Source organism: Arthrobacter sp. ISL-30, assembly GCF_018613855.1.
Taxonomy (GTDB): domain Bacteria; phylum Actinomycetota; class Actinomycetes; order Actinomycetales; family Micrococcaceae; genus Arthrobacter.
This window is the reverse complement of sequence record NZ_JAGGPK010000062.1, coordinates 1-24,129: the sequence shown is the minus strand read 5'-3', so window position 1 is coordinate 24,129 and position 24,129 is coordinate 1. Positions and strand designations below refer to the sequence as shown.

Sequence of the window (24,129 nt, the reverse complement as noted above, 5' to 3'; positions counted from 1 at the left end):
ACCAAGTCCACAAACTCGGTGCGTGCGCTCAGTGGATAAGACTTGACCATAGAACACTCCATCAATTCAGAGCGTTGCTACGACCATATGACTCCACCAAGCTCATAACGACAACAACTGCGAGTCAGTTGGGAGACCGGGTGCTTGGGGTTAGGCGGTCGGGCCCTCTTCTGCTCCCGACTCTCCCTTTAGCTTGCGTTCCTTGGCGTCCAGTTCTTCGCGCAGCTTTTTCAGGCGCTCGGCCTCGGCCTGGTTGCGGCGGCGGGTTTCCAGGTTTCGCAGGAATTCGGGGTCGTCGTCGGGGGCTGTGGGATGCCGATACGACTGGGGCGCCGCGCGCTTGTTCCCATAAGGGTGTCCAAAGATGAACCAGAGGATCGCGCCAACGACAGGCAGGACTATCATCACAACGATCCAGGCCGGCTTCGAAATGGATCTTGTGGAGTTCCGGTCCGTCCGGATCACATCGACCAGCCCATAAACAAACACAACCAGGATGGCGACAACGGCGACTACTCGGAGCATGCGACAAGTCTAGTCGCCTGATGCGCCGCCGGGTGCCGGGAGCAGGGGCCGTGATCAGAGTGCAATGTTTTGGGCGGCTAAACTTGATGTGTGGCTTTCCTGAAGTACTCCCTGATCCGTTTGGCGCTGTTCGTGCCGTTGTTCGTGCTCTTCGTCCTGCTGGAGCTGGGGTGGCTCCTTGCGGTGATCTTTGCGGGGCTCATTGCCTTCGCCATCAGCTACCTGTTCTTCCAGAAGCAGCGCGACGCCGCCACTAATGAAATGCGGGAACGCTTCTCCGGGAGGGCCAAGCCGATCAGGACCGCCGGGGAAGTTGCCGACGCCGAGGCTGAGGACCGCCTGGTCGACGAAAACCCCGACATCGCAGTGGACAATGACAAGCGGCCCAAGGACGCCTAAGCCGCTGGGCTAGGATCCCGTGCTGAGTACGAGCCCGAGTGAGAACAGCAGGCTGTAGCCGAGGTTGATCAGGCCCGTCTGCTTCAAGACCGGGATAAGGCTCTTGCGCTTCCTGCCGTTGACCATGAGCCAGGCCGGCATCAGGCAGGCGGGTATCAGCAAGAGCACGATCAGCATCCACGGTTTGGTTGGGGCGAGCACAATCACCAGCAGGATCGCCACGGCAAGCATCAGTACATAGCTCTCACGGGCATGCTGGTCGCCAAGGCGCACGGCCAGGGTACGTTTTCCGGCAGCTGTGTCCGTGGGAATGTCCCGGACGTTATTGGCCATAAGCAGGGCGCAGGCAATCAAGCCTGTACCGATCGCGCCGATCCACGCCGGAAGGCTGACCTGTCCCGCTTGGGTGTAGGTGGTGCCCAGGGTGGCGACGAGGCCGAAGAACACAAACACGAACACGTCGCCAAGGCCCATGTAGCCGTAGGGATTCTTGCCGCCGGTGTACCCCCAGGCGGCCAAAACGCAGCCGAGGCCCACCAGGATCAGCCACCAGCTTTGGGTGATGATCACCAGGATCAGTCCGAACACCATGGCCAGGCCAAAGGCACCGAAGGCCGCCCTCTTGACATCTTCGGGCTTCGCGAGCCTCGACCCGACAAGCCGGAGAGGGCCCACCCTGTCCTCGTCCGTGCCGCGGATTCCGTCGGAGTAGTCGTTGGCGTAGTTCACGCCGATCTGGAGCAGGAGGGCCACGAGGGCGGCGAGCACTGCGTTCAAGGGACGGAAAGCGTGGAGCTCGTACGCCGCGGCCGTTCCGATCAGAACAGGAGCGATCGCGGCGGGCAAGGTGCGCGGGCGGGCGCCTTTAATCCATTGAGCGGCTGTGGCCACGGCTAGTACCTCGTGTTGTTTCTCAAAGTTGGTCAGGCAGGAAGTTGGTCAGGCAGGAAGTTGTCCGGCCGGGGGTCAGGCAGAACTTGTCTATTCTGCCTGATGTAGCCGGGTGAGGTGGTCAATCATGGCCAGCCGATCGGGCTTGCCGTTCGGCAGCATGATGAGGGCCGGAGCCGCATGGACGGTTTTGGGAGCCAGGGCCTCTAGCCGCGTGCGGGACTGCTGCAGTATCGCCGCGGCAGCGGCAGCCTCCGTACGAGTAGCCTTCCCGCCAGCCGCCTCCCCGCCCGTTAGCTCCCCATTAGTCGGCAACAGGCTGCCTGGTTCCACGGCAACATAGGCGGCCACGGCCTGGCCCCAACGAGCGGAAGGTACCCCGGCAACAAAAGCCGCACGGACGTCGTCGAGCTTTTCCAGTTCCGTCTGGATGAAGGCGGCGGAGACCTTGACGCCGCCGGTGATGATGACGTCGTCGGCGCGGCCATGGACGATCAGTTTGGCGTCGTCGGAGAGCTCGCCGAGGTCGTTGGTGCGGTACCAGCGCTCACCGTCCTTCTCGAAGAAGGCCTCCGCTCCAGCTTCGGTCCCGCTCCCGAGCCGTCCGGAGGCGTCCAGTCGAGAGTCGTCGTCCAGGTAACCCGCTGCGATGGTGGCGCCGCCGAGCAGGACCCTGCCGTCGTCGTCGAGCCTGACTTGGACGCCGTCCAGCGGCTCGCCGTCGTACACGCAACCGCCGCAGGTTTCGGCTGAGCCGTAGGTGGTTACGACGCGAAGTCCGGCGTCGGCTGCAGCTGCCAGGAGCTCCGGAGAAGCGGGGGCGCCGCCGAGGAGGATCGCGTTAAAGCGCCGGAGCACGGCGAGGGTAGCGGGTGACGGAGCGTCGAGCAGCCGCGTCAGCTGGGCGGGGACAAGGGAGGTGAAGCGGATCTTGTCGGTCAGTTCCTCGGCTGCGGCGGTGAAGCTTTCGGGGGTGAAACCGTCGTTCAGGTCCATTGCCCACGGCCGGGTGCCGGCGAAGAGGGAGCGCACCAGCACCTGGACACCGGCCACGTACTGCAGCGGCAGGGCGAGCAGCCACTGTCCCTCGCCTTTTAGCGCGATCGCCGTAGCCATCGACGACGCCGCGAGGGCATCCACGGTCAGCACGGTAGCCTTAGGTGCTCCGGTGGACCCGGAGGTGCGGACCACGACGGCGGCGTCCTCCACGCCTGGAACGTCGACTGCGGTGGCCACTGGGTTGCCGTCAGGATCCACGGAAATCTCGACGGCGGGACCCTCGCCATGGAGGGCGGCTGCCAGGGCCTTCAATACGGGGTCAATGTTCATGGGATTCTTTCCAAGGCTGGGGGAGGGGCGGGTGCTGCGGTATTCGGAAGCTGCGTGGGGGCAGCGCGGCTAGAAGTAGTACGGGAAGCGCGACCAGTCGGGATCCCGCTTCTCAAGGAAGGCTTCCTTGCCCTCCACGGCCTCGTCTGTCATGTAGGCGAGCCGGGTGGCTTCGCCGGCGAACACCTGCTGCCCGGCCAGTCCGTCGTCGGCCAGATTGAAGGCGAACTTGAGCATGCGGATAGCCTGCGGGGACTGTCGGGCAATGTCCGCGGCGTATTCCAGCGCTACCTCTTCAAGGCGTTCGTGGTCCACCGCCTCATTGACGGCACCCATCCGGACCATATCCTCGGCGGAGTACTCCCGTGCCAGGAAGAAGATCTCCCGCGCGGCCTTCTGGCCGATCTGCCGTGCGAGCAGCGCGGAACCGTAACCGGCGTCGAAACTTCCCACGGTTGCGTCGGTCTGCTTGAATTTGCCGTACTCGCGGGAGGCGATAGTGAGGTCGGAGACCACATGCAGCGAGTGCCCGCCGCCAGCGGCCCAGCCGTTGACGACGGCGATCACCACCTTGGGCATGGTGCGCATGAGGCGCTGGACCTCAAGGATGTGCAGGCGGCCGGCACGGGCGGGGTCGATGGTTTCGGCTGTGTCGCCGGAGGCGTACTTGTAGCCTTCGCGCCCGCGGATCCGCTGGTCCCCGCCGGAACAGAAGGAATGTCCGCCGTCCTTGGAGGAGGGGCCGTTTCCGGTCAGCAGGACTGTGGCCACATCCGGCGTCATGCGGGCGTGGTCCAGGGCTCGGTACAGCTCGTCCACGGTACCGGGCCGGAACGCATTACGGACCTCCGGACGGTTGAAGGCGATCCGGACCGTGGGAAGGTCACGAGTTTCAGTGCTCGAGCCTGTCGAGACCCGCTCAACCTGCCGGTGGTACGTCAAGTCCTGGAAGTCGAAGCCGGATACGGTGCGCCAGCGGGAGGGGTCGAAGACGTCTGAAACCTTGGCGGGAAAGTCGTTGCTCACACCCTGAGTCTAGTAATCGACTCAGACGATGCAGAACTCGTTGCCCTCCGGGTCTGCCATCGTGTACCAGGAGTGAGGTCCCTCGTAACCCGTCCACAGGTAGCTTGCACCGCGTGCCTCCAGCGCTGCCCGGACAGCATCCATGTCCCTGCCATCCAGCTGCACATCCAAATGCATCCGGTTCTTGACGGTCTTCTCTTCGGGAACGGCCTGGAAAAAGATGCGTCGCGGAGCGACCTTCCCGGCGTCCTCGGCCGGGCCGATGGCCGCCCCGGTTTTCCAGACCAGCTTGTCTTTGTAGATCAGGGTGTCTGATTCCTCGGCATTGCCCTGTTCCACCATCGTCTGAATGAAGGCTTCGTCCTGCGGCTCAACCGCCCAGTCGAGGGTCTCAGCCCACCAGTCCGCCAGTTCATGCGGGTTCTTACAGTCGACAACAATCTGGATGTTCAGTGCCATGCAAAAAAGCTACGAGCATCATGGCGCGCCGGGAAGGCCCTGGCGGATATTCCTGGTCCCGATCGACGCAACAAGCTTGGCGGAAAGGCAGATGATAGCTGGGCAGGTGTCCGAAACACCCCAGGGATGAGTCAGGTCAGCGGCCCCCGCAACGCTCGCTAATAGCCAATACGTTTGCTTGACAGTTTGTCATGACATAGATCACAATGGCTCTGGAAAGGCTTTTCCCCAGCAGGTGATGATCGGCCGAAGGCCGCTTCATAGTCCCCAGCATGATGCATGGTCCGCAGGGATCGCACCGGAATAGACAGGAAAGACCATTGTCAGAGAAGACAACCTTTGCCAACCTCAGCCGTCGCCAGTTCGGGCTGGCCGCCTTCGGCTTGTCGGCCGCCGCAGTGGGATTGAGCGCCTGTAGCGGAGGCGGCGGCGGGTCCTCCGAGGGCTCCAAGACCCTCCAGTTGATCCTCTCAGGAGATACCAACCAGGGAGGAGCCTTCGCTGCCGCAGCCAAGAAGTACAAGGAGGCCACCGGCATCACGATCGAGGTGGTGGACGTTCCTACCGCCGACATCATGACCAAGCTGAAGAACTCCGCGACCGCCAATGACCTCCCGGCCCTGGCCCGCGTTACCGGCCTGGATCCGCTGTGGGTCAACCAGCTGCAGGACCTGTCCGATATTGCCACCTCAAAGAAGATCGGCGAGGAGTTCATCCAGAAGTCACCGGATGGAACTGTCCCCGCGATTCCGTCCGACCTGACCGCCGTGGGCCTCTTCGTCAACAAGACCCTTTTCGACAAGGCGGGCGTGGCCTTTCCCACCTCCATTGATTCGGCGTGGACCTGGGACAGCTTCGTACAGGACCTGACTACGGTGATCGAGAAGGGCGGGGCCAAGTACGGCATGGTCATGGACCGCTCCGGGCACCGCCTGCGCGCCATGATGTACCAGTTCGGTAGTACCGCCTTCCCGCGGGTAAACGGCAAGTACGAGGCCGACGACGCGGCGGTGACCACGCTTGAGTACTTCAAGAAGATCAACGACGACAAGATCATGCCGCGCTCCGTCTGGCTCAGCGGTGAAGATGCCAATGCCCTCTTCAAGAGCGGCCAGGTTGCCGCATACTACTCCGGCAGTTGGCAGATTGCGGACTTCAACAAGAACATCAAGGACTTCGAGTGGGTGTCCGTTCCATTGCCCAAGCAGCCGTTGAACGCCACCAACCTTGGCGGCGGGTACATGATTGCCTTCAAGGACACCGGTCAGGATGAGGAAGCCAAGAAGTTCATCGACTGGTTCTACGAGGACGCCAACTACACGGAATTCGCGAAGCTTGGCGGTTACCTTCCCGTCAACGACCTCAAGATCGATTACCCCTTCCAGAAGCCTGCTTTTGAGCTCTACCAGAAGCAGATTGCCGGCAACGAGGGCAAGGGCGACAACGCCATCAAGCGCGTGGTTGCCGACGCCTACGCAGAGACTCCCTTCTCGGGCGACCCCTTGCGCGAGGAAACGGTCAAGATGCTTTCCAGTGGCCAGGACGCCAAAACCACTGTGGATAACATCGTGAAGCTCTACAACGGTGGCTGATAGTGACTAACCCGACTATGAGCTCCACGGTGACGCCGGAGACGCTCCGCACGGGAGGACCCGTGCGGAGCAAGTCCCAGCTGAAACGCCGTAACCGCTACGTCATCGCGCCCCTGATCCTCATCGGCGTCAACGTGGTGCTCTTCCTGGTGTTTTTCGTCTGGCCTGGAGCTCTCGGCCTCATCTATTCCTTCACTGACTACCGCGGTGTGGGCAGGCTGAACTTCATCGGCCTGGCCAACTTCCAGAAGCTCTTTGCGGACAGCAGCTTCTATGCGGCCCTGTCACGTACCTTCCTCTACACCGTGCTCTCGGTGCCCCTGACCTACGTCTCTTCCCTTGGCGTTGCGGCGCTGCTGACCAGCAAGGCCGTCAGAGGGCGCACCGCTGCAAAGATCGTGATCTTCCTTCCCTGGCTGATTTCGCCCATCGTGGTGGGCGTGATCTGGAAATGGCTGTTCGGCCAGGACTTCGGCTTCGTCAACTTCGTGATCTCCTTGGTGGGCGGAAACCCGGTGCCATGGTCCAGTAACGGCAACCTGGCGTTGGCCGTTGTCATCTTTGCGGCGGCCTGGGGCGGGACAGCCTTCAACATGCTGCTGTTCATCGCGGCGCTGAAGAACATCCCTGAGGCCTTGCTGGAGGCAGCGGAATTGGATGGAGCAAGTGCCTGGCAGCGTTTCCGGAACGTCACCCTCCCGGGTATTGCGCCGACGTCGTTCATGGTCATCCTGCTCTCCACGATCCACGCCATGAAGGAATTCCCCATGATCCAGGCGCTGACCAACGGCGGCCCCGGCACGGAAAACACGCTGATAGTCCAGTACATCTATAAGACCGGTTTCGAGCAGGCGAAGGTTGGCTACGCGAGTGCGGCCTCCATGGTGCTGATGGTGGTCCTGCTGGCTATCGCGCTCATCCAGTTGCGCTTCAACCGGAAGAAGGCTTGAACCATGGCAACAGCTGCCAACCTCCCTCCCGCCGTCGCGGAAGAGGCCGCAGTGGGGGCGGCGAAGACTGCCCGAACCCAAGTCCAGCGGAACAACCGGCAAGGCCGGACCAAAGTGTCAGCTCCGCTGACCGGTCTTATGTGGCTGATCGTGGCCATCTACGCCTTCCCGCTGCTCTGGTTCATCCTCAGCTCGTTCAAGCCAGGGAGCGAGCTGTTCAGCTACCCGCTGTCCATGATTCCCAGGGAATGGACATTCCAGGGGTTCATGGACGCCTGGGAGCGCGTGGACTTTGCCCAGTACTTCCTGAACACGGCCACGGTGGCAATCATCACCACAGTGCTGACGGTGTTCTTCAGCGCCTGCACCGGCTATGCACTGGCGAAGTACAACAACAAGGGCACGCGGCTGTTCTTCGTGTGCATCCTTGCCACCACGATGCTGCCCACCGAGGTGATCCTGAACCCCACATTCACGGTGATCCGGGATCTTGGCCTGTACAACTCCCTGGCCGGCATCATTGTGCCGTCCGTGCTGACGGCAACCGGCGTGTTCATGTTCCGCCAGTTCTTCCTGACGGTCCCCGATGACCTGCTGCATTCGGCCAGGATCGACGGCGCCAGCGAGCTCGCCATCTTCTTCCGCATCATGCTGCCAATCTCCAAGCCCATCCTGTTCACCCTGGCCATCTTCTCGTTCCAATGGCGCTGGAACGACTACATCTGGCCGCTCATCGTTCTGAACGATCCCAAGTGGTACACCCTCCAAGTGGCCCTGCGCAGCATTGTGGGCGCGGAAAACATTGACTGGCCGGTACTGCTGGGTGCCTCGGTGATCTCCATCCTGCCGCTCGTGCTGGTGTTCTTCGTCTTCCAGAAGTACGTCCTCAACGCCGACGTCAGCGCCGGACTTAAGGATTAGCGGACCTCTCAACACGGCACGAAAGGCCATAGTGCAATCCCTCAAGCCACACACCGACCAGGCCTTCCTTGCGCGAATCGTCTCAGCCGCCGACGCCGAGATCGCCGGCCTGCTCGAGGCCCCTGAGCATTCAGGCAGGTCGCATTCAGCCGGCTCGCGTTCAGGGGGGTCGCCTCCGGCCGTGCCGCACCGCGTAGCCATGAGTGACCTGTTAGGTCTCCTGGCCGTCTACATCACTCCGGAATCCAGGCATTGGGAAAACAGCTCGCTGCTTGATCCAATGACGTTGCGCCTGGACCGCCTGGAGTTCCTGCAGGGGTCCACCGGGCTGTTCGACGGCGTCAACCTCTGCTCGCCGCCGGATTCCGCCTTCACGATCAACGACGCTTGCCTGGCGCTGGAGCTGCTGGAAGAGCACGGCAACGGCGCCAACAGGAACGACGGCGGCAATAAGCTCGCCGACGCCAGCAACGGCACCGCCGCGCTAGCCGACGTCGGACGTCGCCTTCGGGGCATTGTCTCGGCTGCGACCCCTGCCCTGGTCCAGGGCGGAGTGCACACACCCAACCACCGCTGGGAGCTCAGCGCTGCATTGGCCCGGATCCATCGTCTCAACCCGAGTCCTGAGATCGATCGCCGCGTGGATGAATGGCTTTCTGAAGGGATCGACCAGCTGCCCGACGGAATGTATTCCGAACGGAGCCCCCTGTACGCGACGGCGGTTACCAACCCGTCGCTGCTGGCCATTGCCGACGCGTCGCGCCGGACGTGGCTCCTGGACTTCGTGCGCCGCAACCTTCAGGCCTTCCTTCCCTGGTTCAATTCGGACGGCACTGTGGAGTCGGTCTTTTCACGGCGGCAGGACCAGTGGCTGGATTTCTATGCCTCCGGCTTCGAGCTGCTGTACCGGCGCTTTGCGATCGCAGAGGGACGCCTCGATTTTGCGGCCGCCGCTTCCTGGCTTGGCGGATTGCCGCCGGCGGAGCCTGCGAAGATACTGGCAAAGGCCCGCATCATGCCCCTCTTGGCGGAAGCCCTGCCGCAAAGTGATTCGGAGGAAGCGCTCTTGCCTGCCGCGGCGACATTGGAAAACTGCGGTGCCTTCCGTTTCCGGGAGGGGCAAACCGCGGTGACGGTTTTTGGAGGAGGCGACCACTCGGCGTCGGGCGTTGCCTCAGGTCTGTCCAACAACCCGACCTTCCTGCGTTTCCGGCAGGGCGGCAATTTCCTTAGCGATGTCCGGCTTTCACGGAGCTTCTTTGACCTGGGGCCGTTCCGGAGCAGGGAAACCGCGTTGTCCGAAACCACCGTGACCATGCGCGAAGAGATCAGCGCAGGCTTCTACCTGCCACTGCCGCCAGAGCGCCGGCGTGAGGACGGCATCTACTCCCTAATGCATGAAGGACGCTTCAGCTCCGCGATGGACTTCGACCGCAGGCCGACCGTCCTGCATCACCTGGCAACCTCGGTGGCTGTCCGGGTTCAGGGCGTGAAGGCCGACGTCGACATCGCCTTCGAGGGGGCGGACACCTCCTTCGCCCTTGAGTTGACGTTCCGGCCGGGTGGAGTGCTGACAGGCGTAGAGGCTCTTGCTGCTCCGGACACCTACCAATTGGTGGCCGGCACGGGCACGTACACGGTAGGTGGCGACACTATCGAATTCGGTCCGGGAGCTCCCGCCGATCCCGATGCCCCTCCCGAATACAACCCCGGGGAAAACTACAAGTACTTGAACGGGACCAACGCCACTGCGGGCGTAAAGGTGTATATCACCGGAAGAACCCGGGGGACCTGGCACCTGGTGCTGAAGGGGCGTTGGCGTCCAATGCAACGCGGGGTCACTTAGCGTCCATCGGAAGGCCCAACATGGGCCGTAAGTGACTCCGCATTGCAGTTAAATAGTCACCTGGTCCAGCAGCTCCGGCGGTATGGCGTACATGAGGATCACGGCGAGCAGGTTCTTCGCGGCATGGACGAAGTAGGAGAACATCACGTTCTTGCCCGTCCATACGTAGACGGCCACCAGGACCGCGCCCATTGCCAGGTAGGGCATCAGTACGTCCAGCACCAGGCCCTCCCGGCCCACCACATGGATGGCCGCAAACAAGAGAACGGACAGGGCGCAGCATAGCCAGATGTTCAGACGGCGGCTCAATTTCCCAATGAGCAGGTGCCGGAAAATGTACTCCTCCACAAAAGGCGCCACGATCACCAGCAGCGGAATAACCAGCCACGCCGGAATCTGCCGCACGAGTCCCCGCACCGCAGCCTGGTTTACGGAGGTCTCTGACGCCCCCGTGGCGGCGACGAGTATGGCGGCGAAGACCACCATGGCCAGCAGGGACACAGGCACCATGAGAAGCGTGAACCAGGGCCGGGTCGCCAGGATGCGGAGGTCCCGGTCCACCACGCGCCAGGCAGCCAAGACGGCAAAGGTTCCCACGACCAGGTAGAACACAAGGTTTATGGCAAAGGCGGCGGACGCAGCGTCCGCAAAAAGTTGTAGCAGTACTTGGCTGAACACGGCCGCGATGGGGGCAAGGAGGACGGAGAGCGAGACGTACAGCACCACTGCGGTCGCGTCGAGGCGGGAGAAGCTGTAGAGCCGCCCGGCCGGTGTAATGGTCCGCATGTGTCCAGCCTAGCGTTGCACGGCACTCCGGAGCTCAGCTAAAATATTCGGTATGCCTAACTTTTCGTTTCGGTGCGCCAAAGTCGTCCACCGAATCGGCGCCTTGCTCGCCGTCGTGTCCCTTTGCCTTGCAACTGCCGCCTGTGGAGGTAATTCCTCAGCAGATGGCGATAATCGTCCCGTCGTATTGACCACCTTCACCGTACTGGCTGACGTGGCAAAGAACGTCGCGGGGGACAAACTGCGGGTCGAATCGATCACCAAGGCCGGCGCGGAGATCCACGGCTACGAACCCACCCCGGGGGACATCCGCAAAGCCTCGGAAGCTGACCTGATCCTGGACAACGGACTCAACCTCGAGGCCTGGTTCGCCCAGTTTGTTGAGGGGCTCGATGTGCCCCACGCCGTAGTCAGCGAAGGTGTCGACGTGATGTCCATTTCCGAGGATTCCTACCAGGGCAAGCCCAACCCCCATGCATGGATGTCCCCCAAGAATGTCCAGATCTACGTGGACAACATGGTCAAGGCGTTCTCCAAGCTGGACCCTTCCAACGCCGGCACTTACGAAGCCAACGCCAAGGCCTACAAGGCACAGCTGCAATCGGTGCAGGATGAACTTGTGACCCAGCTCGGCGTCCTCCCGGAACAGCAGCGTGCCCTGGTGACCTGCGAAGGCGCCTTCTCCTACCTCGCCCGGGACGCCGGCCTCAAGGAGGTCTACATCTGGGCCGTGAACGCCGAGCAGCAGGCCACTCCCCAGCAAATTGCCCGTGCCATCGAATTTGTCAAGGCCAACAAGGTCCCGGCAGTCTTCTGCGAGTCCACCGTTTCCGACGCTCCCATGCAGCAGGTTGTGGGCGCCACCAAAGCGAAGTTTGGCGGGGTGCTCTACGTAGACTCCCTGTCCGAGGCTGACGGACCCGTCCCGACGTACCTTGACCTGATCCGGCACGACGCCAAGACCATCACCCAGGCACTGGTTACCAGCGCGGCACCCGCAGGAGGAGCCTCGTCATGACAACAACCCCAGCCATCCAGGTTGAGCGAGTCACCGTCCATTACGGGGAGGTGCTGGCGCTGGATGCAGCCTCGCTAAGCCTTCAGCCCGCCCGGATTTGCGGACTCGTGGGCATGAACGGCTCGGGGAAATCCACCTTGTTCAAAGCGATCATGGGCATCGTAAAGCCGGATTCCGGACGCGTGCTCATCAACGGACACGCACCGCTGAAGGCCCGCAAGGAGGCCGGAATCGGCTACGTGCCGCAAAGCGAGGACGTCGACTGGGCCTTTCCCCTGTCCGTCCGCGACCTTGTGATGATGGGCCGGTACGGGCACCTGGGCTTCACTCGCCGCCCCCGAAAGGCGGACCGGGACGCCGTCGAGCATGCCCTGGAGCGTGTTGAGCTCAGCGACTACGCCGGCCGCCAGATCGGCCAGCTCTCGGGCGGACAGAAGAAGCGGGCGTTCGTGGCGCGCGGTATCGCCCAGGGCGCCACCACCATGCTGCTGGACGAGCCGTTCGCCGGAGTAGATAAGCGTTCGGAGGCCACCATTACGCGGCTGCTGCGCGAACTCGCGAGTGACGGCTGCACCATCCTGGTGTCCACCCACGACCTCCACGCACTGCCGCAGCTCTGTGACGAAGCAGTCCTGCTGATGCGCAGGGTCCTGATGCACGGCAGCCCGGATGTGGTGCTGCAGCCCGAAAACCTCGCCATGGCCTTCGGCCTCGACGTGCTGAACAGGGGCTGAGCACCATGGACCTCGTGGACCTCCTCTTCGAGCCGCTCGGCTACGACTTCATGGTCCGGGCGATCGCGACGACGACGATCGCCGCCGTCGTCTGCGCCGTACTGAGCTGCTGGCTGGTGCTGATCGGCTGGTCCCTGATGGGCGATGCCGTCTCCCATGCGGTGCTGCCCGGTGTGGTGCTGGCCTACATCGTGGGGGCACCATTCGCGCTTGGGGCGCTGGTGTTTGCGCTGCTGGCGGTGACCCTCATTGGCGTCGTCCGCAACACAAGCCGGGTGAAGGAGGACGCCGCGATCGGCATTGTCTTCACGTCCCTGTTCGCATTCGGCCTGGTCCTCATCTCGATCACGCCGAGCCAGACTGACCTGAACCACATTATTTTCGGCAACCTCCTGGGCGTGAGCGTTCCGGACCTCATCCAGGTGGTGGTCCTGGGCGTCGTGGCCTTCGCCATCCTGATCCTGAAGCGACGCGACCTGACCCTTTACGCCTTCGACCCCACACATGCCCACGCCATCGGGCTGTCGCCGCGCAAGCTCGGAGCCCTGCTCCTGGGGCTCCTGGCGCTGACCTCGGTGGTCGCGCTGCAGACCGTGGGCGTTGTGCTGGTGGTGGCCATGCTGATCATTCCCGGTGCCACGGCCTACCTGCTGACCGACCGCTTCTCCAGGATGCTCGTGATCGCGCCTGTCATTTCCGCGGTCTGCTCGGTGGCCGGGATCTACGTGAGCTACTACCTGGACACCGCTTCCGGCGCCATGGTGGTGGTGACGCAGGGCGCGGTGTTCGCCGTCGTCTATCTCTTCAGCCCAAGGCAGGGGCTGATCGGCACGCGCCTGGCAAAGCTGCGGCGGCAGCGGGCGGCAGCCCTGGCGGCGTAAGTGCTGTAGTGCCCAAACATGTTCGACGGCGGGTGGCTGGGCCGCCGGCTCGGCCGTGAGGTTCGACGGCGGTGAGGTTTGCGTTAAGGGATCTTTACCCGCCGTCCGGCAGTCTGAAACAACCACGGAGCAGGATGGAGCTGAGGGTAACAGCCGGCCGAAAGGATCTGTCCGTGATCACCAAGAACCTTTTCCTGCAGGGCATCTTCCCCTTCGAAGGACGCGGGCTCGAGAAACCGGCGCTTATCCACAGCGAGCTCTCGCACTACGTTCCGGACGGGGTCATCAACCAGACCCTGTACTTCCGCGGAGGCAACTCCTGCTCCGAGTTGATCACTGTGGTCCTGATGCGGGACGGCGCCCCGATGCGGTATTTCCCCATCGGGGCCAAGGGCGACGTCCACGTGCCGCTGCGTGTAGTGGAGGACATTGAGGGCGGCTCAGTTATCGAACTGCACCTGCTGGCGCCGGAGGGCGTTAAGGGTTCAGTCGTGGTTGATCTGGGGATGGTGGAACATTGATGACCAGCGCCCTTGACAGATCCCGCGCGAACGGCCGGAGCCAGGCCGGGCCAAAGCGTCGCCTGGTGGTGATCGGGAACGGTATGGCCGGGGCCCGTGCGGTGGAGGAGATCCTTGCGCGAGGCGGCGGCGAGCAGTTCAGCATCACAATGTTCGGCGACGAGCCCTACGGCAACTACAACAGGATCATGCTCAGCCACGTCCTCTCCGGCGAGGAGGACGACGCCGGCATCTTCCTGAACTCGCTGCCCTGGTACCGCGAGAACAAGATCACCCTGCATGCCGGAGTCAGGGCGGAAAGGATAGACAGGGCCGCCAGGCAGGTCTTCTCGGATGACGGCCGGGTGACCCCCTACGATGTCCTGATCATCGCCACCGGCAGCCGGCCACACATGCCGCCCATGGACGGGCTCTACACGCCCGCGGGATCCGTCAAACCCGGCGTCTTCGCCTTCCGCACCATTGACGACACCCGCAATATGGTGCGCCACACCCAGCACGAGCAGCACCACCGGGCGGTGGTGATCGGCGGGGGGCTGCTTGGGCTGGAGGCCGCCCGTGGGTTGCAGAGCCATGGCATAGAGGTGGACGTTGTCCATTCCGGCAGCCACCTGATGAACGCGCAGCTGGGACCGGAGGGCGGAGCCGTCCTCCGACGCAGCGTGGAAGCCCTCGGCATCAGGGTGCACACGGGAAGCCGCACGACGGCGGTGCTCGGCAGGGACAGGGTCAGCGGCGTACGCCTGCGCGACAAGCCGGACCTCGGCTGCGACATGGTGGTGATGGCCGCGGGAATCCGTCCCAACGTGGAGCTCGCGGTCCTCAGCGCGCTGCCCGTGGAACGTGCCATCGTGGTGGACGACCACCTCAGGGTCCAGGACGAAGACAACATCTACGCGGTGGGCGAATGCGTCCAACACCGCGGCGAGGTGTACGGCCTGGTGGCACCGCTGTGGGAGCAGGCCGTCGTGCTGGCTGACCAGGTGACGGGAACCAATACGTCCGCCGTCTACCTTGGGTCCCGGACAGCCACCAAACTCAAGGTCGCCGGCGTAGACGTTGCCTCGATGGGACTGCAGGGACCGGAACGGCCAACGGATGAGCACGTGGTCTTCTCCGAACCGGGCCGAGGGGTCTTCAAGTCCGTCGTCATCCGCGACAACAAAGTGGTGGGGGCTACGCTGCTGGGCGATAGCCGCAAGGTTGCCTACCTCACCCAGGCCTTTGACCGGGGTCTTCCGGTGCCGGAAGAACGGCTGTCCCTGATGTTCGACCTCGCCGGTCCCAGTGAAGAAACCGGAGTGGCCGAGCTGGATGACAATGCCCAGGTCTGCAACTGCAACGGCGTCAGCAAGAAGGCTTTGGTGGACACAGTGAGGGGCGGGTGCAATACCGTTGCGGGGGTTATGGATGCCACCCGGGCCGGCAAGGGCTGCGGATCCTGCAAGCTGCTGGTCAAGCAGGTGGTGGAGTGGGCGGCCGACGGCGCCGTGGAGGAGGATCCTTCCGCCAGCTACTACGTGCCGGGAATCCCGCTCGACAAACCCTCCCTCATGGCGGCCATCCGAAAGCAGGGCCTCCGATCGGTCTCGGCGGTGTTTACCGCCCTGGCGCCGGGACGCGCGGAGGACGCGAAGTCCAAGATGGGCCTCGCGTCGCTCCTGAAGATGATGCTCGCTGACCAGTACATCGACGAGCGTGACGCCCGTTTCATCAACGACCGCGTGCATGCCAACATCCAGCGCGACGGCACATTCTCGGTGGTGCCGCAGATGAAGGGCGGCGTAACAACCGTGCAGCAGCTGCGGCGGATTGCCGACGTCGCCGAAAAACACAACATTCCCTTGATCAAGCTGACCGGCGGGCAGCGGATCGACCTGTTGGGCGTCCGCAAAGAGGACCTGCCGCAGGTGTGGGCGGACCTGGACATGCCGTCCGGCTACGCCTATGGCAAGAGCTTCCGCACGGTCAAAACCTGCGTTGGCAAGGACTTCTGCCGCTTTGGCACAGGAGATTCCACCAAGCTGGGGATCGAGATCGAGTCAAGGTTCCAGGGCATCGAGTCGCCCGCGAAGCTGAAGCTGGCCGTATCCGGCTGTCCCCGCAACTGCGCGGAATCGCTCGTCAAGGACGTCGGCGTCGTGGCGGTTGAAGGCGGACGCTGGGAGATCTACGTCGGGGGAGCGGCGGGAGCCCACATTCGCAAGGGAGACCTGCTCGCCACCGTGGAGGACCCCGAGGACGTGAAGCTGCTGGCCGGACGGTTCATGCAGTACTACCGGGAGAACGCCAACTGGCTGGAACGCACTTATGCGTTTGTGCCCAGGGTGGGCATCGAGCACATCCGGGCAGTGGTGGTTGATGATGCCGAGGGCATTGCAGCCAGCCTCGACGCCGCCATGCAGGCTTCCGTGGATAATTACGTGGATCCTTGGAGCGAACGCGATGATCCGTTCACGCCGGGACAGTTCCGCACATCGCTGCCGCTCGAGGTCCTGCCGCAGGTTCCGGTCCGATGAGCGCCGTGCCCCACATTCTGGGCCCGCTGGAGCAGATTCCGCTAGGCGAAGGCCGCGCCTTTGGAGTCGACGGCGAACAGGTGGCGGTTTTCCGGCTTCGGGACGGAACCCTGCGCGCCGTCTCTGCCGTGTGCCCGCACAGGGGCGGCCCCATCGCCGATGGCACCATCGACCAGCGTGTGGTCATGTGTCCGCTGCACCAGCACGCCTTCGAGCTGGATACTGGCTGCTCCACCACGGGAGCCGGACCCCTCCGAATTTACGAAGTTCGAACTGACGAGCAGCGGAACATCGTCCTCCGCATGGCATAACTGCAACGCGGGGTCAGTTGCGGCCCATTCCTAGGGGAAACATGCCGTAAGTGACCCCGCGTTGCTTCTGAAGGAGGGGGCCCGGTGTTGCCCGCGTCACTTCAAGCCCGTTTCACCATGTAAGATGGCGTTGCCGGATTTTCGCTTCGATGATTCTCCTGTTTGGGCACGATTCCTGGCTCACAAAATGAGCTTTTGCCGAATTTTCTGTGCCCAAACCTCGTTGCAGCCGCCGGCACTACCCCAACCCACAAGGAACCGCTGTGCCTCAAAACACCACGACAGACCTTCAGCGTGACCCGGTAACCCCGGACACGCAGCAACTTTCTTCCAGCACTTCCGAGAACCTCAGTGCCGAGGGCTACCAGAAGAGCCTGAGCCGCCGCCACGTCACCATGATCGCAATGGGCGGCGCGATCGGCGTCGGGCTCTTTATGGGAGCAGGCGGACGCCTGGCCTCAACGGGGCCGGCGCTGATCTTCTCCTATGCCATTGCCGGCGTCATTGCCTACCTGCTGATGCGGGCCCTCGGCGAACTCATCATGTACCGCCAGACGTCCGGCTCCTTCGTCAGCTATGCCGGCGAAATGTTCGGCAAGAAGGGCGCCTACCTCTCCGGCTGGATGTACTTCATCAACTGGGGCATGACCGGGATCGCGGAACTGATCGCGATCGGTCTGTACTTTCAGTTCTTCTTCCCCAACGTGCCCGTTGAGGCGTCCGCCATCGCGGCGCTCGCACTTCTCGTCGCAGTGAACCTGCTCAGCGTCAAGGCGTTTGGCGAGTTCGAATTCTGGGCCTCCTGCCTCAAGGTGGGCGCCATCGTCATCTTCCTCGCTGTCGGCACGTTCATGGTGCTCACCAACGCCCAGGTGGGTGAGGGCAACGCGTCCGTTGCCAACCTCTTTGCCGGCGACGGCGGGATGTTCCCCAAGGGCGCCCTGGTTATGGTCCTCGTGCTTAACGCGGTGATCTTCGCCTACAACGGCATCGAACTCGTCGGCATCACGGCCGGTGAAATGCAGAACCCCGCCCGCGAGGTGCCCAAGGCGATCCGCGCCGTCGTCCTTCGCATCGTGGTCTTCTACGTAGGTTCCGTAACGCTCCTGGCCATGCTGCTGCCCTCTGACCAGTACAAGGCCGGCACCTCTCCTTTCGTCACCGTCTTCGGCCAGATGGGCCTCGGCTGGGTGGGCGACGTGATGAACATGATCGTCATTACCGCGGCCCTGTCCTCCTGCAACTCCGGCCTGTACTCGATTGGCCGTGTGTTCCGCAGCATGGCCAACAACGGGCACGCCCCGCAGTGGCTCACCAGAATGTCTTCGCGCCATGTGCCCTATGCGGCAATCCTCGCGATCGCCGCTTTCTACCTCGTGGGCATCCTGCTCAACATCTGGCTGGGCGGCTCCCATGCCTTCGACCTGGCGCTGAACACAGCCTCTATCGGCGTCATCTTCACCTGGGGCGCCATCTTTGCCAGCCAGATAGCGCTGCGCCACAAGAAGGGCAAGGTCTCCAGCCTGCCGATGCCCGGTTCGCCGTGGACCAGCTGGATCGGCCTTGTAGCGCTGCTCGCGATCACCGTGCTGATCGGCTTCGACACTGTTACCAACAAGGAAACAGGGGAAGTCTTCCTGCTCGGCTTCTGGACGCTGGCCACCATCCCCTTCTTCGCCCTGCTGCTGTGGCTCGGGTGGCGGAAGGTCAGGAACAACGAGCCGAAGAACGCCCTGTTCAGCTAAGCTCCCACACAAAAGACGTCGACGGCGGTGCCTCCCCCAAGAATCAGAGGCGCCGGCCGTCGTCGTCTGGCTTTAATCGCGATTCCTGATCGCGACCCTTAAACCGGAGGCGGGACCCTGACAGGATCCCGCGCCCCGGCGAACGGTTCAGTCTTTCTTGAACGCATCCTTGATGTCGTCGCCCACCTTCTTGGCGTCGGCCTTTACCTGGTCTCCCTGGCCTTCGGCCTCAAGGTCCGGGTTGTCCGTTGCCTCGCCAGTGGCTTCCTTTGCCTGCCCGCCAAGGTGCTCCGCTCCGTGCTTGATCTTGTCGCCGATACCCACGGTGTTTCCACCTCTCTCGTGACTTCCGATTTTACTAAGCTTACTTACCATAAGCATGGCTCCTTCGCGATTGCAAGCATGGCTCGGCCGCCCACAAAATGTGGCGTGCGAGGCTAGGCTCGAATCATGGCGCACACCACCACCATCACCCACCACATCAAGGCAGCGCCGGAGAAGGTCTGGGCCGTCCTTTCGGACATCCCGGGCTCTGCCAGCACGCTCTCCGGGATTGATTCCATCCAGATGCTGACGGACGGTCCTTATGGCCCGGGAACGCGCTGGAAGGAGACCCGCACCATGATGGGCCGGCGGGAGACTATGGAGATGTGGGTGTCGGAGGCGGACCCTCCGCGGAGCACCACGGTCAAGGCACTCCAAGGCGGCACGGACTACACCACCCGCTTCACCCTCCAGGAGCGCGACGGCGGCACGGACCTCAGGCTGGACTTCGGCGCCGAGGTAGTCAAGCCGACCGCCCTGAGCAGGATCATGATGGCCTTGTTCGGTGGCATCGGAATGAACATCACCCGAAAGGCCCTCAGGAAGGACCTGGTGGAAATCGCGGCGAAGGCGGAATCCCTCTGATGGTGGCCGCAGGTAAAGCTGCAGGAAAATTACTGGCGGACAAAGTTGCTCCGCCCAGGCTGTCATCGGTACAGCTGGACGAGCTCCGAGAGGAGCTTTCCCCGGTCTTCGCCAGGGGCGAAAGCTATGACGGCCTGCGTTTCAGCCAGATCGCGGCCGACGACCTCGACCTCGGCGGTGCGGATTTCATCGAATGCGAACTGGACCGTGTCTCCTTGACCAATACTCAGCTGCGCGGGGCTACATTCCGGGACTGCATCCTCACCGAGCCTTTCGCGCCGGTCCTGCTGGCGGCCCGCAGCACCTGGCGGGAGGTGGAGATCACTAATCCTCGCTGGGGATCGGCGGAGCTCTACGAGGGAATGTGGCAGTCAGTAAAGATCGACGGCGGCAAGCTGGACTATGTGAACCTGCGCGGATCCAAGCTGGCGGACGTTCTGATCAGTGGCTGCATCATCAATGAGCTCGACCTCGGCGGGTGCACCATTAACCGCCTGGCCCTGAAGGACTGCCGCATCGGAACTATTGATGTCGGTGGCGCAAGGCTCAAGGACATGGACCTGCGCAGTTCGGACTTCAAGGCCGTGAATGGACTGGGCAGCATCGCCGGTGCGGTTGTCGACGATTACCAGCTCTCCCTGCTCTCGCCGCTTCTTGCCGCGCACTTGGGAATCCGCGTGGTGTAGCTGCTTTCGGGTTGACCCCTCCGCGACAGCGTGTAATCTTTATAGAACGAACGGTCGGTAATTTATTCATCCCGGCCCCGCTCCCTTCGCGAAGGATGTTCTCATGGTTGAGGCTTTTCTTGTTGGCGGTGCCCGCACCCCAGTCGGCCGGTACGGAGGGGCGCTCTCCGCTGTACGGCCGGACGACCTCGCAGCGCTCGTGGTTCGAGAAGCCGTGGAGCGTGCCGGCGTTGACCCGGACGCGATCGACGAAGTCATCCTCGGTAACGCCAATGGCGCAGGCGAGGAAAACCGCAACGTTGCACGCATGGCCACCCTTCTGGCCGGACTTCCCCTCCACATCCCGGGAATCACGGTTAATCGGCTCTGTGCCTCGGGGCTGAGCGCGATCATCCTGGCAAGCCAGATGATCAAGGCCGGTGCCGCCGATATCGTCGTTGCCGGCGGCGTCGAGTCGATGAGCCGCGCGCCCTGGGTACAGGAGAAGCCGCAGACGGCGTTTGCCAAGCCTGGCCAAATCTTCGACACCTCCATCGGGTGGAGGTTCGCCAATCCGGCCTTCCAGAAGGGCGAGCTGTCCCGGGATGGAAAAATGACGTTCTCCATGCCGGAAACGGCCGAGGAAGTGGCCCGGGTTGATGGCATCTCCCGTGAAGACGCCGACGCCTTCGCCGTCCGCTCCCATGAGCGCGCGCTTGCCGCCATCGAAGGGGGACGGTTCAAGGAAGAGATCGTGCCTGTCACCGTCAAGAACCGCAAGGGCGAGACGGTGGTAGACACGGACGAGGGCCCTCGTCCCGGAACCACCATGGATGTCCTGGCGGGGCTCCGTCCCGTTGTTTCCGGCGGCTCCGTGGTGACGGCCGGAAATTCGTCCAGCCTGAACGACGGGGCCTCGGCCATCATCGTGGCCTCCGAGGCGGCAATTAGTAAGTTCGGCCTAACTCCGCGGGCCAGGATCCTGGATGGAGCATCGGCTGGATGCGAACCGGAGATCATGGGCATCGGGCCTGTTCCGGCGACCCAGAAGGTGCTGGGCAGGACGGGGCTGGCGGCGGACCAGATTTCCGCCGTCGAGCTCAACGAGGCCTTTGCAACGCAATCGCTCGCGGTCATGCGACGGCTGGGGCTGGACGAGTCGATCGTGAACAACGACGGCGGAGCCATTGCGCTCGGTCATCCCCTCGGTTCCAGCGGCTCCCGGATAGCGATCACGCTGTTGGGCCGCATGGAGCGGGAACTCAGCGGTGAAAACCGTAGGATCGGTCTCGCAACCATGTGCATCGGCGTCGGTCAAGGGACCGCAATGCTGCTGGAAGGCGTGTAGATGACCCTGGATCCGAAAGCCTTCTCCACCCTCCTGATTGAGGAACGGGAGGACCGCATCACAGTGCTCCTCAACCGTCCCGAGGTCCGCAACGCCATCGACGAGCAGATGGTGGACGAGCTCCACCTGGTGTGCGCCGAACTCGAACGATCGCCCAAGACCCTGATTATTTCCGGCGTGGATGGGGTCTTCGCGTCTGGTGCGGATATCGGCCAGCTGCGGCAGCGGCGCCGTGACGACGCTTTGCAAGGCATCAACTCCACGGTCTTTGTGCGGATTGCCAGGCTGCCCATGCCGGTCATCGCGGCCCTGGACGGCTATTGCCTGGGCGGTGGCGCCGAGCTGGCTTACGCTGCCGACTTCAGGATCGGCACGCCGGCGGTGCGCATCGGCAACCCGGAGACCGGATTGGGTATCCTGGCCGCGGCCGGTGCCAGCTGGAGGCTCAAGGAACTGGTGGGGGAGCCGATCGCCAAGGAGATCCTGCTGGCGGGGGCGGTCCTGCGAGCTGAGGAGGCCCTTAGGATCAACCTGATTACCGAAATCCATGAGGCTCCGGAGCTTATGGAGGCCGCGCACAAGCTGGCTGACCGCATCGCCCGCCAGGACCCGCTGGCCGTCCGCATCACGAAGGCTGTCTTCCATGCCCCGGCCGAGTCACACCCGCTAATCGACACCTTGGCGCAGGGCGTCCTCTTTGAGTCTGAGGCCAAGTTCGACCGCATGCAGGCGTTCCTCGACAAGAAGAACGCCGACAAAAAGAACGCAGCTAAGAAGACCACCGACGGCGGCGGCCAGAACGCAGACGCTGGCGGCCCCGGCGACCAAGCCGGCGCAGAATCCACCCTTGAACCCGACAGGACCAGGTCATGACAGCAGTTCCGCCTCTTCCCCACGTCGTCGGCGTCCTGGGAGGCGGCCGCATGGGCGCCGGGATTGCCCACGCCTTCCTCATCAAAGGGTCCACCGTGATTGTGGTGGAGCGCGACGCCGACGCTGCCGCGGGCGCACAGGACAGGGTGGCCGACGCCGTGGCCAAGTCCGCCGAACGCGGCGCCCTGACGGAGTCGCCGGAGCAGGCACTCTCCCGCTTCAGCACGTCAACGGACTACGACTCGTTCGTCCATTGTGGCCTGGTGGTTGAGGCAGTGCCGGAGGACTTCGACCTCAAGGTCGCCGCCCTCAAGGCTGTGGAGGAGCACTTGTCTGCATACGCGTACCTTGCCTCCAACACATCTTCCTTGTCCGTGACGGCCCTGGCTGGCGAGCTTGCCCGTCCCGCCAACTTCCTTGGGCTGCACTTCTTCAATCCAGTGCCCGCATCAACCCTCATCGAAGTGGTGCTGGCGAAGCAGACATCACCCGAGCTGGCCGATGTCGCCCGGATGTGGGTCGAGGCGCTGGGCAAGACGGCCGTCGTCGTCAGTGATGCTCCCGGCTTCGCTTCCTCGCGCCTGGGCGTCGCGATTGCACTGGAAGCCATGCGCATGGTGGAGGAAGGCATCGCCTCGCCAGAGGACATCGACGCCGCCATGGTTCTGGGCTACAAGCACCCTACCGGGCCGTTGAAGACCACTGACATCGTTGGCCTGGACGTTCGCCTCGGCATCGCAGAATACCTGCACTCCACGCTGGGGGAGCGTTTCGCGCCGCCGCAGATCCTGCGTGACAAAGTGGCCCGTGGCGAACTGGGCAGGAAGACCGGCAAGGGCTTCTTCGACTGGAAGGACTGACCGCCGGCCCTATCGCTTCAGGGCGCTCCTTACCGCTGGACCGTAGCCATTCGTGTAGCCGACCGCATTCGGGTGGAACGTGTCCGCGTTGACGACTCCGGGCTGGTAATTGATCCATGGAGTAGCCGAGCCAATGCCGTGGCCATTGAAACGGGAGGCTACGTCGACGTAGCGTACGCCCGCCTGAACGGCTCCCGCTTGGATTGCGCTATTCAACTGATCCGTCATTCGATTGATCACTGTGGCCACGGCCCGTTGTTCCAGGCTCATGTCACTGGTGATGGTGAAGAGCCGCGGGTAGCCCGTCACCACCACATCCGCCTGCGCTGCCAGGCTCTCGACGTGGATAACCAGGCCCTTGATGGCTCCTGGGAGCTCAAGGAGTGCCGCCTGGACATTGAGCAGGGCCATTCCGCAGTCCTGGCTTACAGGAGCGGCAGTGCAGGCTGCGGACACCGCGCCAGCGCCGACGTCGTTGCCCCCGGCGGTGATACTGACCTCGCTCGCGTTGGACAAGACAGGTGAGAGTCCCAGGGCGATCACTGCGATGTCGCCGGTGGTGGCGCCGAAGCAGCCAAGGTTGCTGCCATCCAGGAGGCTGGGGTAGGCATGGGCAGTTTGCAGGCATTCGGCGGGAAGGAACGCTCCCTTGATGACGGGCCCGCCGCCTGTGCCCGCGGCGTAGGAATCGCCGAGGCCCACATAGAAGGCCGCTGGCTGTTTGGTGGCTTCCGGTGCGGCTTCCGCAGGACCGGCCGCTAAGCCCAGGATGAGCGAAACTGAGCCGAGGCCCGCGCATAAGGTGAGTAACCGACGTCGGACATTGCTGATGATCATAAGATTCCCTTTGCATCCGAGGTGCAGGTCTAAGCCTTGATCCACCGATCCGTGGTCGGTTCTGATTGATTGTCGGGCGGGCAGCGGATTCTGGTTTCGGGCACGGCGGATCGCCGGCCTCGCTGCCGGTGGTGTTCCACTGGATGGTCTTGGCCGTTTTCGGCGGGCGGGCGGGCCCCATCCC

General features: G+C 63.2%; 25 protein-coding genes. 17 read left to right on the top strand and 8 right to left on the bottom strand.

Annotated features, from left to right (window positions below; genetic code table 11):
• Window positions 1-150 precede the first annotated feature (150 nt).
• The gene (locus tag J7E82_RS19965; RefSeq protein ID WP_214865839.1) at window positions 151-525 is read right to left on the bottom strand and encodes a PLD nuclease N-terminal domain-containing protein; all 375 of its coding nucleotides are present in this window, start codon (window positions 523-525) and stop codon (window positions 151-153) included.
• A 90-nt stretch (window positions 526-615) separates the two neighbouring features.
• Between J7E82_RS19965 and J7E82_RS19960 the strand changes: the two genes are divergently transcribed.
• The gene (locus J7E82_RS19960; protein WP_214865837.1) at window positions 616-924 is read left to right on the top strand and encodes a DUF4229 domain-containing protein; all 309 of its coding nucleotides are present in this window, start codon (window positions 616-618) and stop codon (window positions 922-924) included.
• A gap of 9 nt (window positions 925-933) precedes the next feature.
• Here J7E82_RS19960 and J7E82_RS19955 read toward each other — a convergent pair whose 3' ends face one another.
• From J7E82_RS19955 to J7E82_RS19940, 4 genes are all read right to left on the bottom strand, one after another.
• Window positions 934-1,815 carry a 1,4-dihydroxy-2-naphthoate polyprenyltransferase gene (locus J7E82_RS19955; RefSeq protein WP_214865835.1) on the bottom strand — a complete coding sequence of 294 codons (882 nt, stop codon included), beginning with the start codon at window positions 1,813-1,815 and terminating at the stop codon, window positions 934-936.
• Between the two features lie 90 nt (window positions 1,816-1,905).
• On the bottom strand, window positions 1,906-3,144 hold the full coding sequence (locus J7E82_RS19950; protein WP_214865834.1) for an AMP-binding protein: 1,239 nt from the start codon (window positions 3,142-3,144) through the stop codon (window positions 1,906-1,908).
• Window positions 3,145-3,213: 69 nt separating this feature from the next.
• A complete protein-coding gene (locus J7E82_RS19945; RefSeq protein ID WP_214865832.1) occupies window positions 3,214-4,170 on the bottom strand; it encodes a 1,4-dihydroxy-2-naphthoyl-CoA synthase in 957 nt (318 codons plus the stop codon).
• 21 nt (window positions 4,171-4,191) lie between these two features.
• Window positions 4,192-4,629: a VOC family protein gene (locus J7E82_RS19940; protein WP_214865830.1), complete on the bottom strand. Its 438-nt coding sequence runs from the start codon at window positions 4,627-4,629 to the stop codon at window positions 4,192-4,194.
• Between the two features lie 320 nt (window positions 4,630-4,949).
• On the opposite strand from J7E82_RS19940, the gene J7E82_RS19935 reads away from it, so the two are divergent.
• The 4 genes from J7E82_RS19935 to J7E82_RS19920 are packed head-to-tail and all read left to right on the top strand — an operon-like array spanning window position 4,950 to window position 9,938.
• A complete protein-coding gene (locus J7E82_RS19935; RefSeq protein ID WP_214865828.1) occupies window positions 4,950-6,221 on the top strand; it encodes an extracellular solute-binding protein in 1,272 nt (423 codons plus the stop codon).
• A 2-nt stretch (window positions 6,222-6,223) separates the two neighbouring features.
• Complete coding sequence (locus tag J7E82_RS19930) at window positions 6,224-7,171, top strand: sugar ABC transporter permease (RefSeq protein ID WP_308113977.1); 948 nt, start codon at window positions 6,224-6,226, stop codon at window positions 7,169-7,171.
• 3 nt (window positions 7,172-7,174) lie between these two features.
• Entirely contained in the window at window positions 7,175-8,092 is a 918-nt protein-coding gene (locus J7E82_RS19925; RefSeq protein ID WP_214865826.1) for a carbohydrate ABC transporter permease, read from the top strand.
• Between the two features lie 31 nt (window positions 8,093-8,123).
• Window positions 8,124-9,938 (top strand): hypothetical protein, encoded by a 1,815-nt coding sequence (locus tag J7E82_RS19920; protein WP_214865825.1) that lies wholly within the window; start codon window positions 8,124-8,126, stop codon window positions 9,936-9,938.
• Between the two features lie 48 nt (window positions 9,939-9,986).
• On the opposite strand, the gene J7E82_RS19915 is transcribed toward J7E82_RS19920, so the two are convergent.
• Window positions 9,987-10,724, bottom strand: a complete 738-nt coding sequence (locus J7E82_RS19915; RefSeq protein WP_214865822.1) for a CPBP family intramembrane glutamic endopeptidase — start codon at window positions 10,722-10,724, stop codon at window positions 9,987-9,989.
• A gap of 52 nt (window positions 10,725-10,776) precedes the next feature.
• On the opposite strand from J7E82_RS19915, the gene J7E82_RS19910 reads away from it, so the two are divergent.
• The 7 genes from J7E82_RS19910 to J7E82_RS19880 all read left to right on the top strand — a co-directional run bounded on the left by J7E82_RS19910 (window position 10,777) and on the right by J7E82_RS19880 (window position 18,453).
• Entirely contained in the window at window positions 10,777-11,742 is a 966-nt protein-coding gene (locus tag J7E82_RS19910; RefSeq protein ID WP_214865820.1) for a metal ABC transporter substrate-binding protein, read from the top strand.
• Window positions 11,739-12,476 carry a metal ABC transporter ATP-binding protein gene (locus J7E82_RS19905; protein ID WP_214865818.1) on the top strand — a complete coding sequence of 246 codons (738 nt, stop codon included), beginning with the start codon at window positions 11,739-11,741 and terminating at the stop codon, window positions 12,474-12,476. Before J7E82_RS19910 ends, J7E82_RS19905 begins: the two co-directional genes overlap by 4 nt.
• Window positions 12,477-12,481: 5 nt before the next feature.
• On the top strand, window positions 12,482-13,357 hold the full coding sequence (locus J7E82_RS19900; RefSeq protein ID WP_214865816.1) for a metal ABC transporter permease: 876 nt from the start codon (window positions 12,482-12,484) through the stop codon (window positions 13,355-13,357).
• Window positions 13,358-13,530: 173 nt separating this feature from the next.
• The gene (locus J7E82_RS19895; RefSeq protein WP_214865814.1) at window positions 13,531-13,878 is read left to right on the top strand and encodes a molybdopterin oxidoreductase; all 348 of its coding nucleotides are present in this window, start codon (window positions 13,531-13,533) and stop codon (window positions 13,876-13,878) included.
• Entirely contained in the window at window positions 13,878-16,397 is a 2,520-nt protein-coding gene (nirB, locus tag J7E82_RS19890; RefSeq protein ID WP_214865812.1) for a nitrite reductase large subunit NirB, read from the top strand. The genes J7E82_RS19895 and nirB overlap by 1 nt, the downstream gene beginning before the upstream one ends.
• Window positions 16,394-16,708 (top strand): Rieske 2Fe-2S domain-containing protein, encoded by a 315-nt coding sequence (locus tag J7E82_RS19885; protein ID WP_214865810.1) that lies wholly within the window; start codon window positions 16,394-16,396, stop codon window positions 16,706-16,708. The genes nirB and J7E82_RS19885 overlap by 4 nt, the downstream gene beginning before the upstream one ends.
• Window positions 16,709-16,971: 263 nt before the next feature.
• Window positions 16,972-18,453 (top strand): amino acid permease, encoded by a 1,482-nt coding sequence (locus J7E82_RS19880; protein ID WP_214865808.1) that lies wholly within the window; start codon window positions 16,972-16,974, stop codon window positions 18,451-18,453.
• Window positions 18,454-18,600: 147 nt separating this feature from the next.
• Here J7E82_RS19880 and J7E82_RS19875 read toward each other — a convergent pair whose 3' ends face one another.
• Entirely contained in the window at window positions 18,601-18,777 is a 177-nt protein-coding gene (locus J7E82_RS19875) for a CsbD family protein (RefSeq protein ID WP_214865841.1), read from the bottom strand.
• A 126-nt stretch (window positions 18,778-18,903) separates the two neighbouring features.
• Here J7E82_RS19875 and J7E82_RS19870 point away from each other — a divergent pair, with 126 nt between their 5' ends.
• From J7E82_RS19870 to J7E82_RS19850, 5 genes are all read left to right on the top strand, one after another.
• A complete protein-coding gene (locus J7E82_RS19870; protein ID WP_214865806.1) occupies window positions 18,904-19,362 on the top strand; it encodes an SRPBCC family protein in 459 nt (152 codons plus the stop codon).
• A complete protein-coding gene (locus tag J7E82_RS19865) occupies window positions 19,362-20,048 on the top strand; it encodes a pentapeptide repeat-containing protein (RefSeq protein WP_214865804.1) in 687 nt (228 codons plus the stop codon). The genes J7E82_RS19870 and J7E82_RS19865 overlap by 1 nt, the downstream gene beginning before the upstream one ends.
• A 103-nt stretch (window positions 20,049-20,151) precedes the next feature.
• Complete coding sequence (locus tag J7E82_RS19860; RefSeq protein ID WP_214865802.1) at window positions 20,152-21,375, top strand: acetyl-CoA C-acyltransferase; 1,224 nt, start codon at window positions 20,152-20,154, stop codon at window positions 21,373-21,375.
• Complete coding sequence (locus J7E82_RS19855) at window positions 21,376-22,248, top strand: enoyl-CoA hydratase/isomerase family protein (RefSeq protein WP_214865800.1); 873 nt, start codon at window positions 21,376-21,378, stop codon at window positions 22,246-22,248. It begins immediately after the preceding gene.
• The gene (locus tag J7E82_RS19850; RefSeq protein ID WP_214865798.1) at window positions 22,245-23,108 is read left to right on the top strand and encodes a 3-hydroxyacyl-CoA dehydrogenase family protein; all 864 of its coding nucleotides are present in this window, start codon (window positions 22,245-22,247) and stop codon (window positions 23,106-23,108) included. The genes J7E82_RS19855 and J7E82_RS19850 overlap by 4 nt, the downstream gene beginning before the upstream one ends.
• A gap of 9 nt (window positions 23,109-23,117) precedes the next feature.
• On the opposite strand, the gene J7E82_RS19845 is transcribed toward J7E82_RS19850, so the two are convergent.
• The gene (locus tag J7E82_RS19845; protein ID WP_214865796.1) at window positions 23,118-23,945 is read right to left on the bottom strand and encodes an SGNH/GDSL hydrolase family protein; all 828 of its coding nucleotides are present in this window, start codon (window positions 23,943-23,945) and stop codon (window positions 23,118-23,120) included.
• Window positions 23,946-24,129 lie beyond the last annotated feature (184 nt).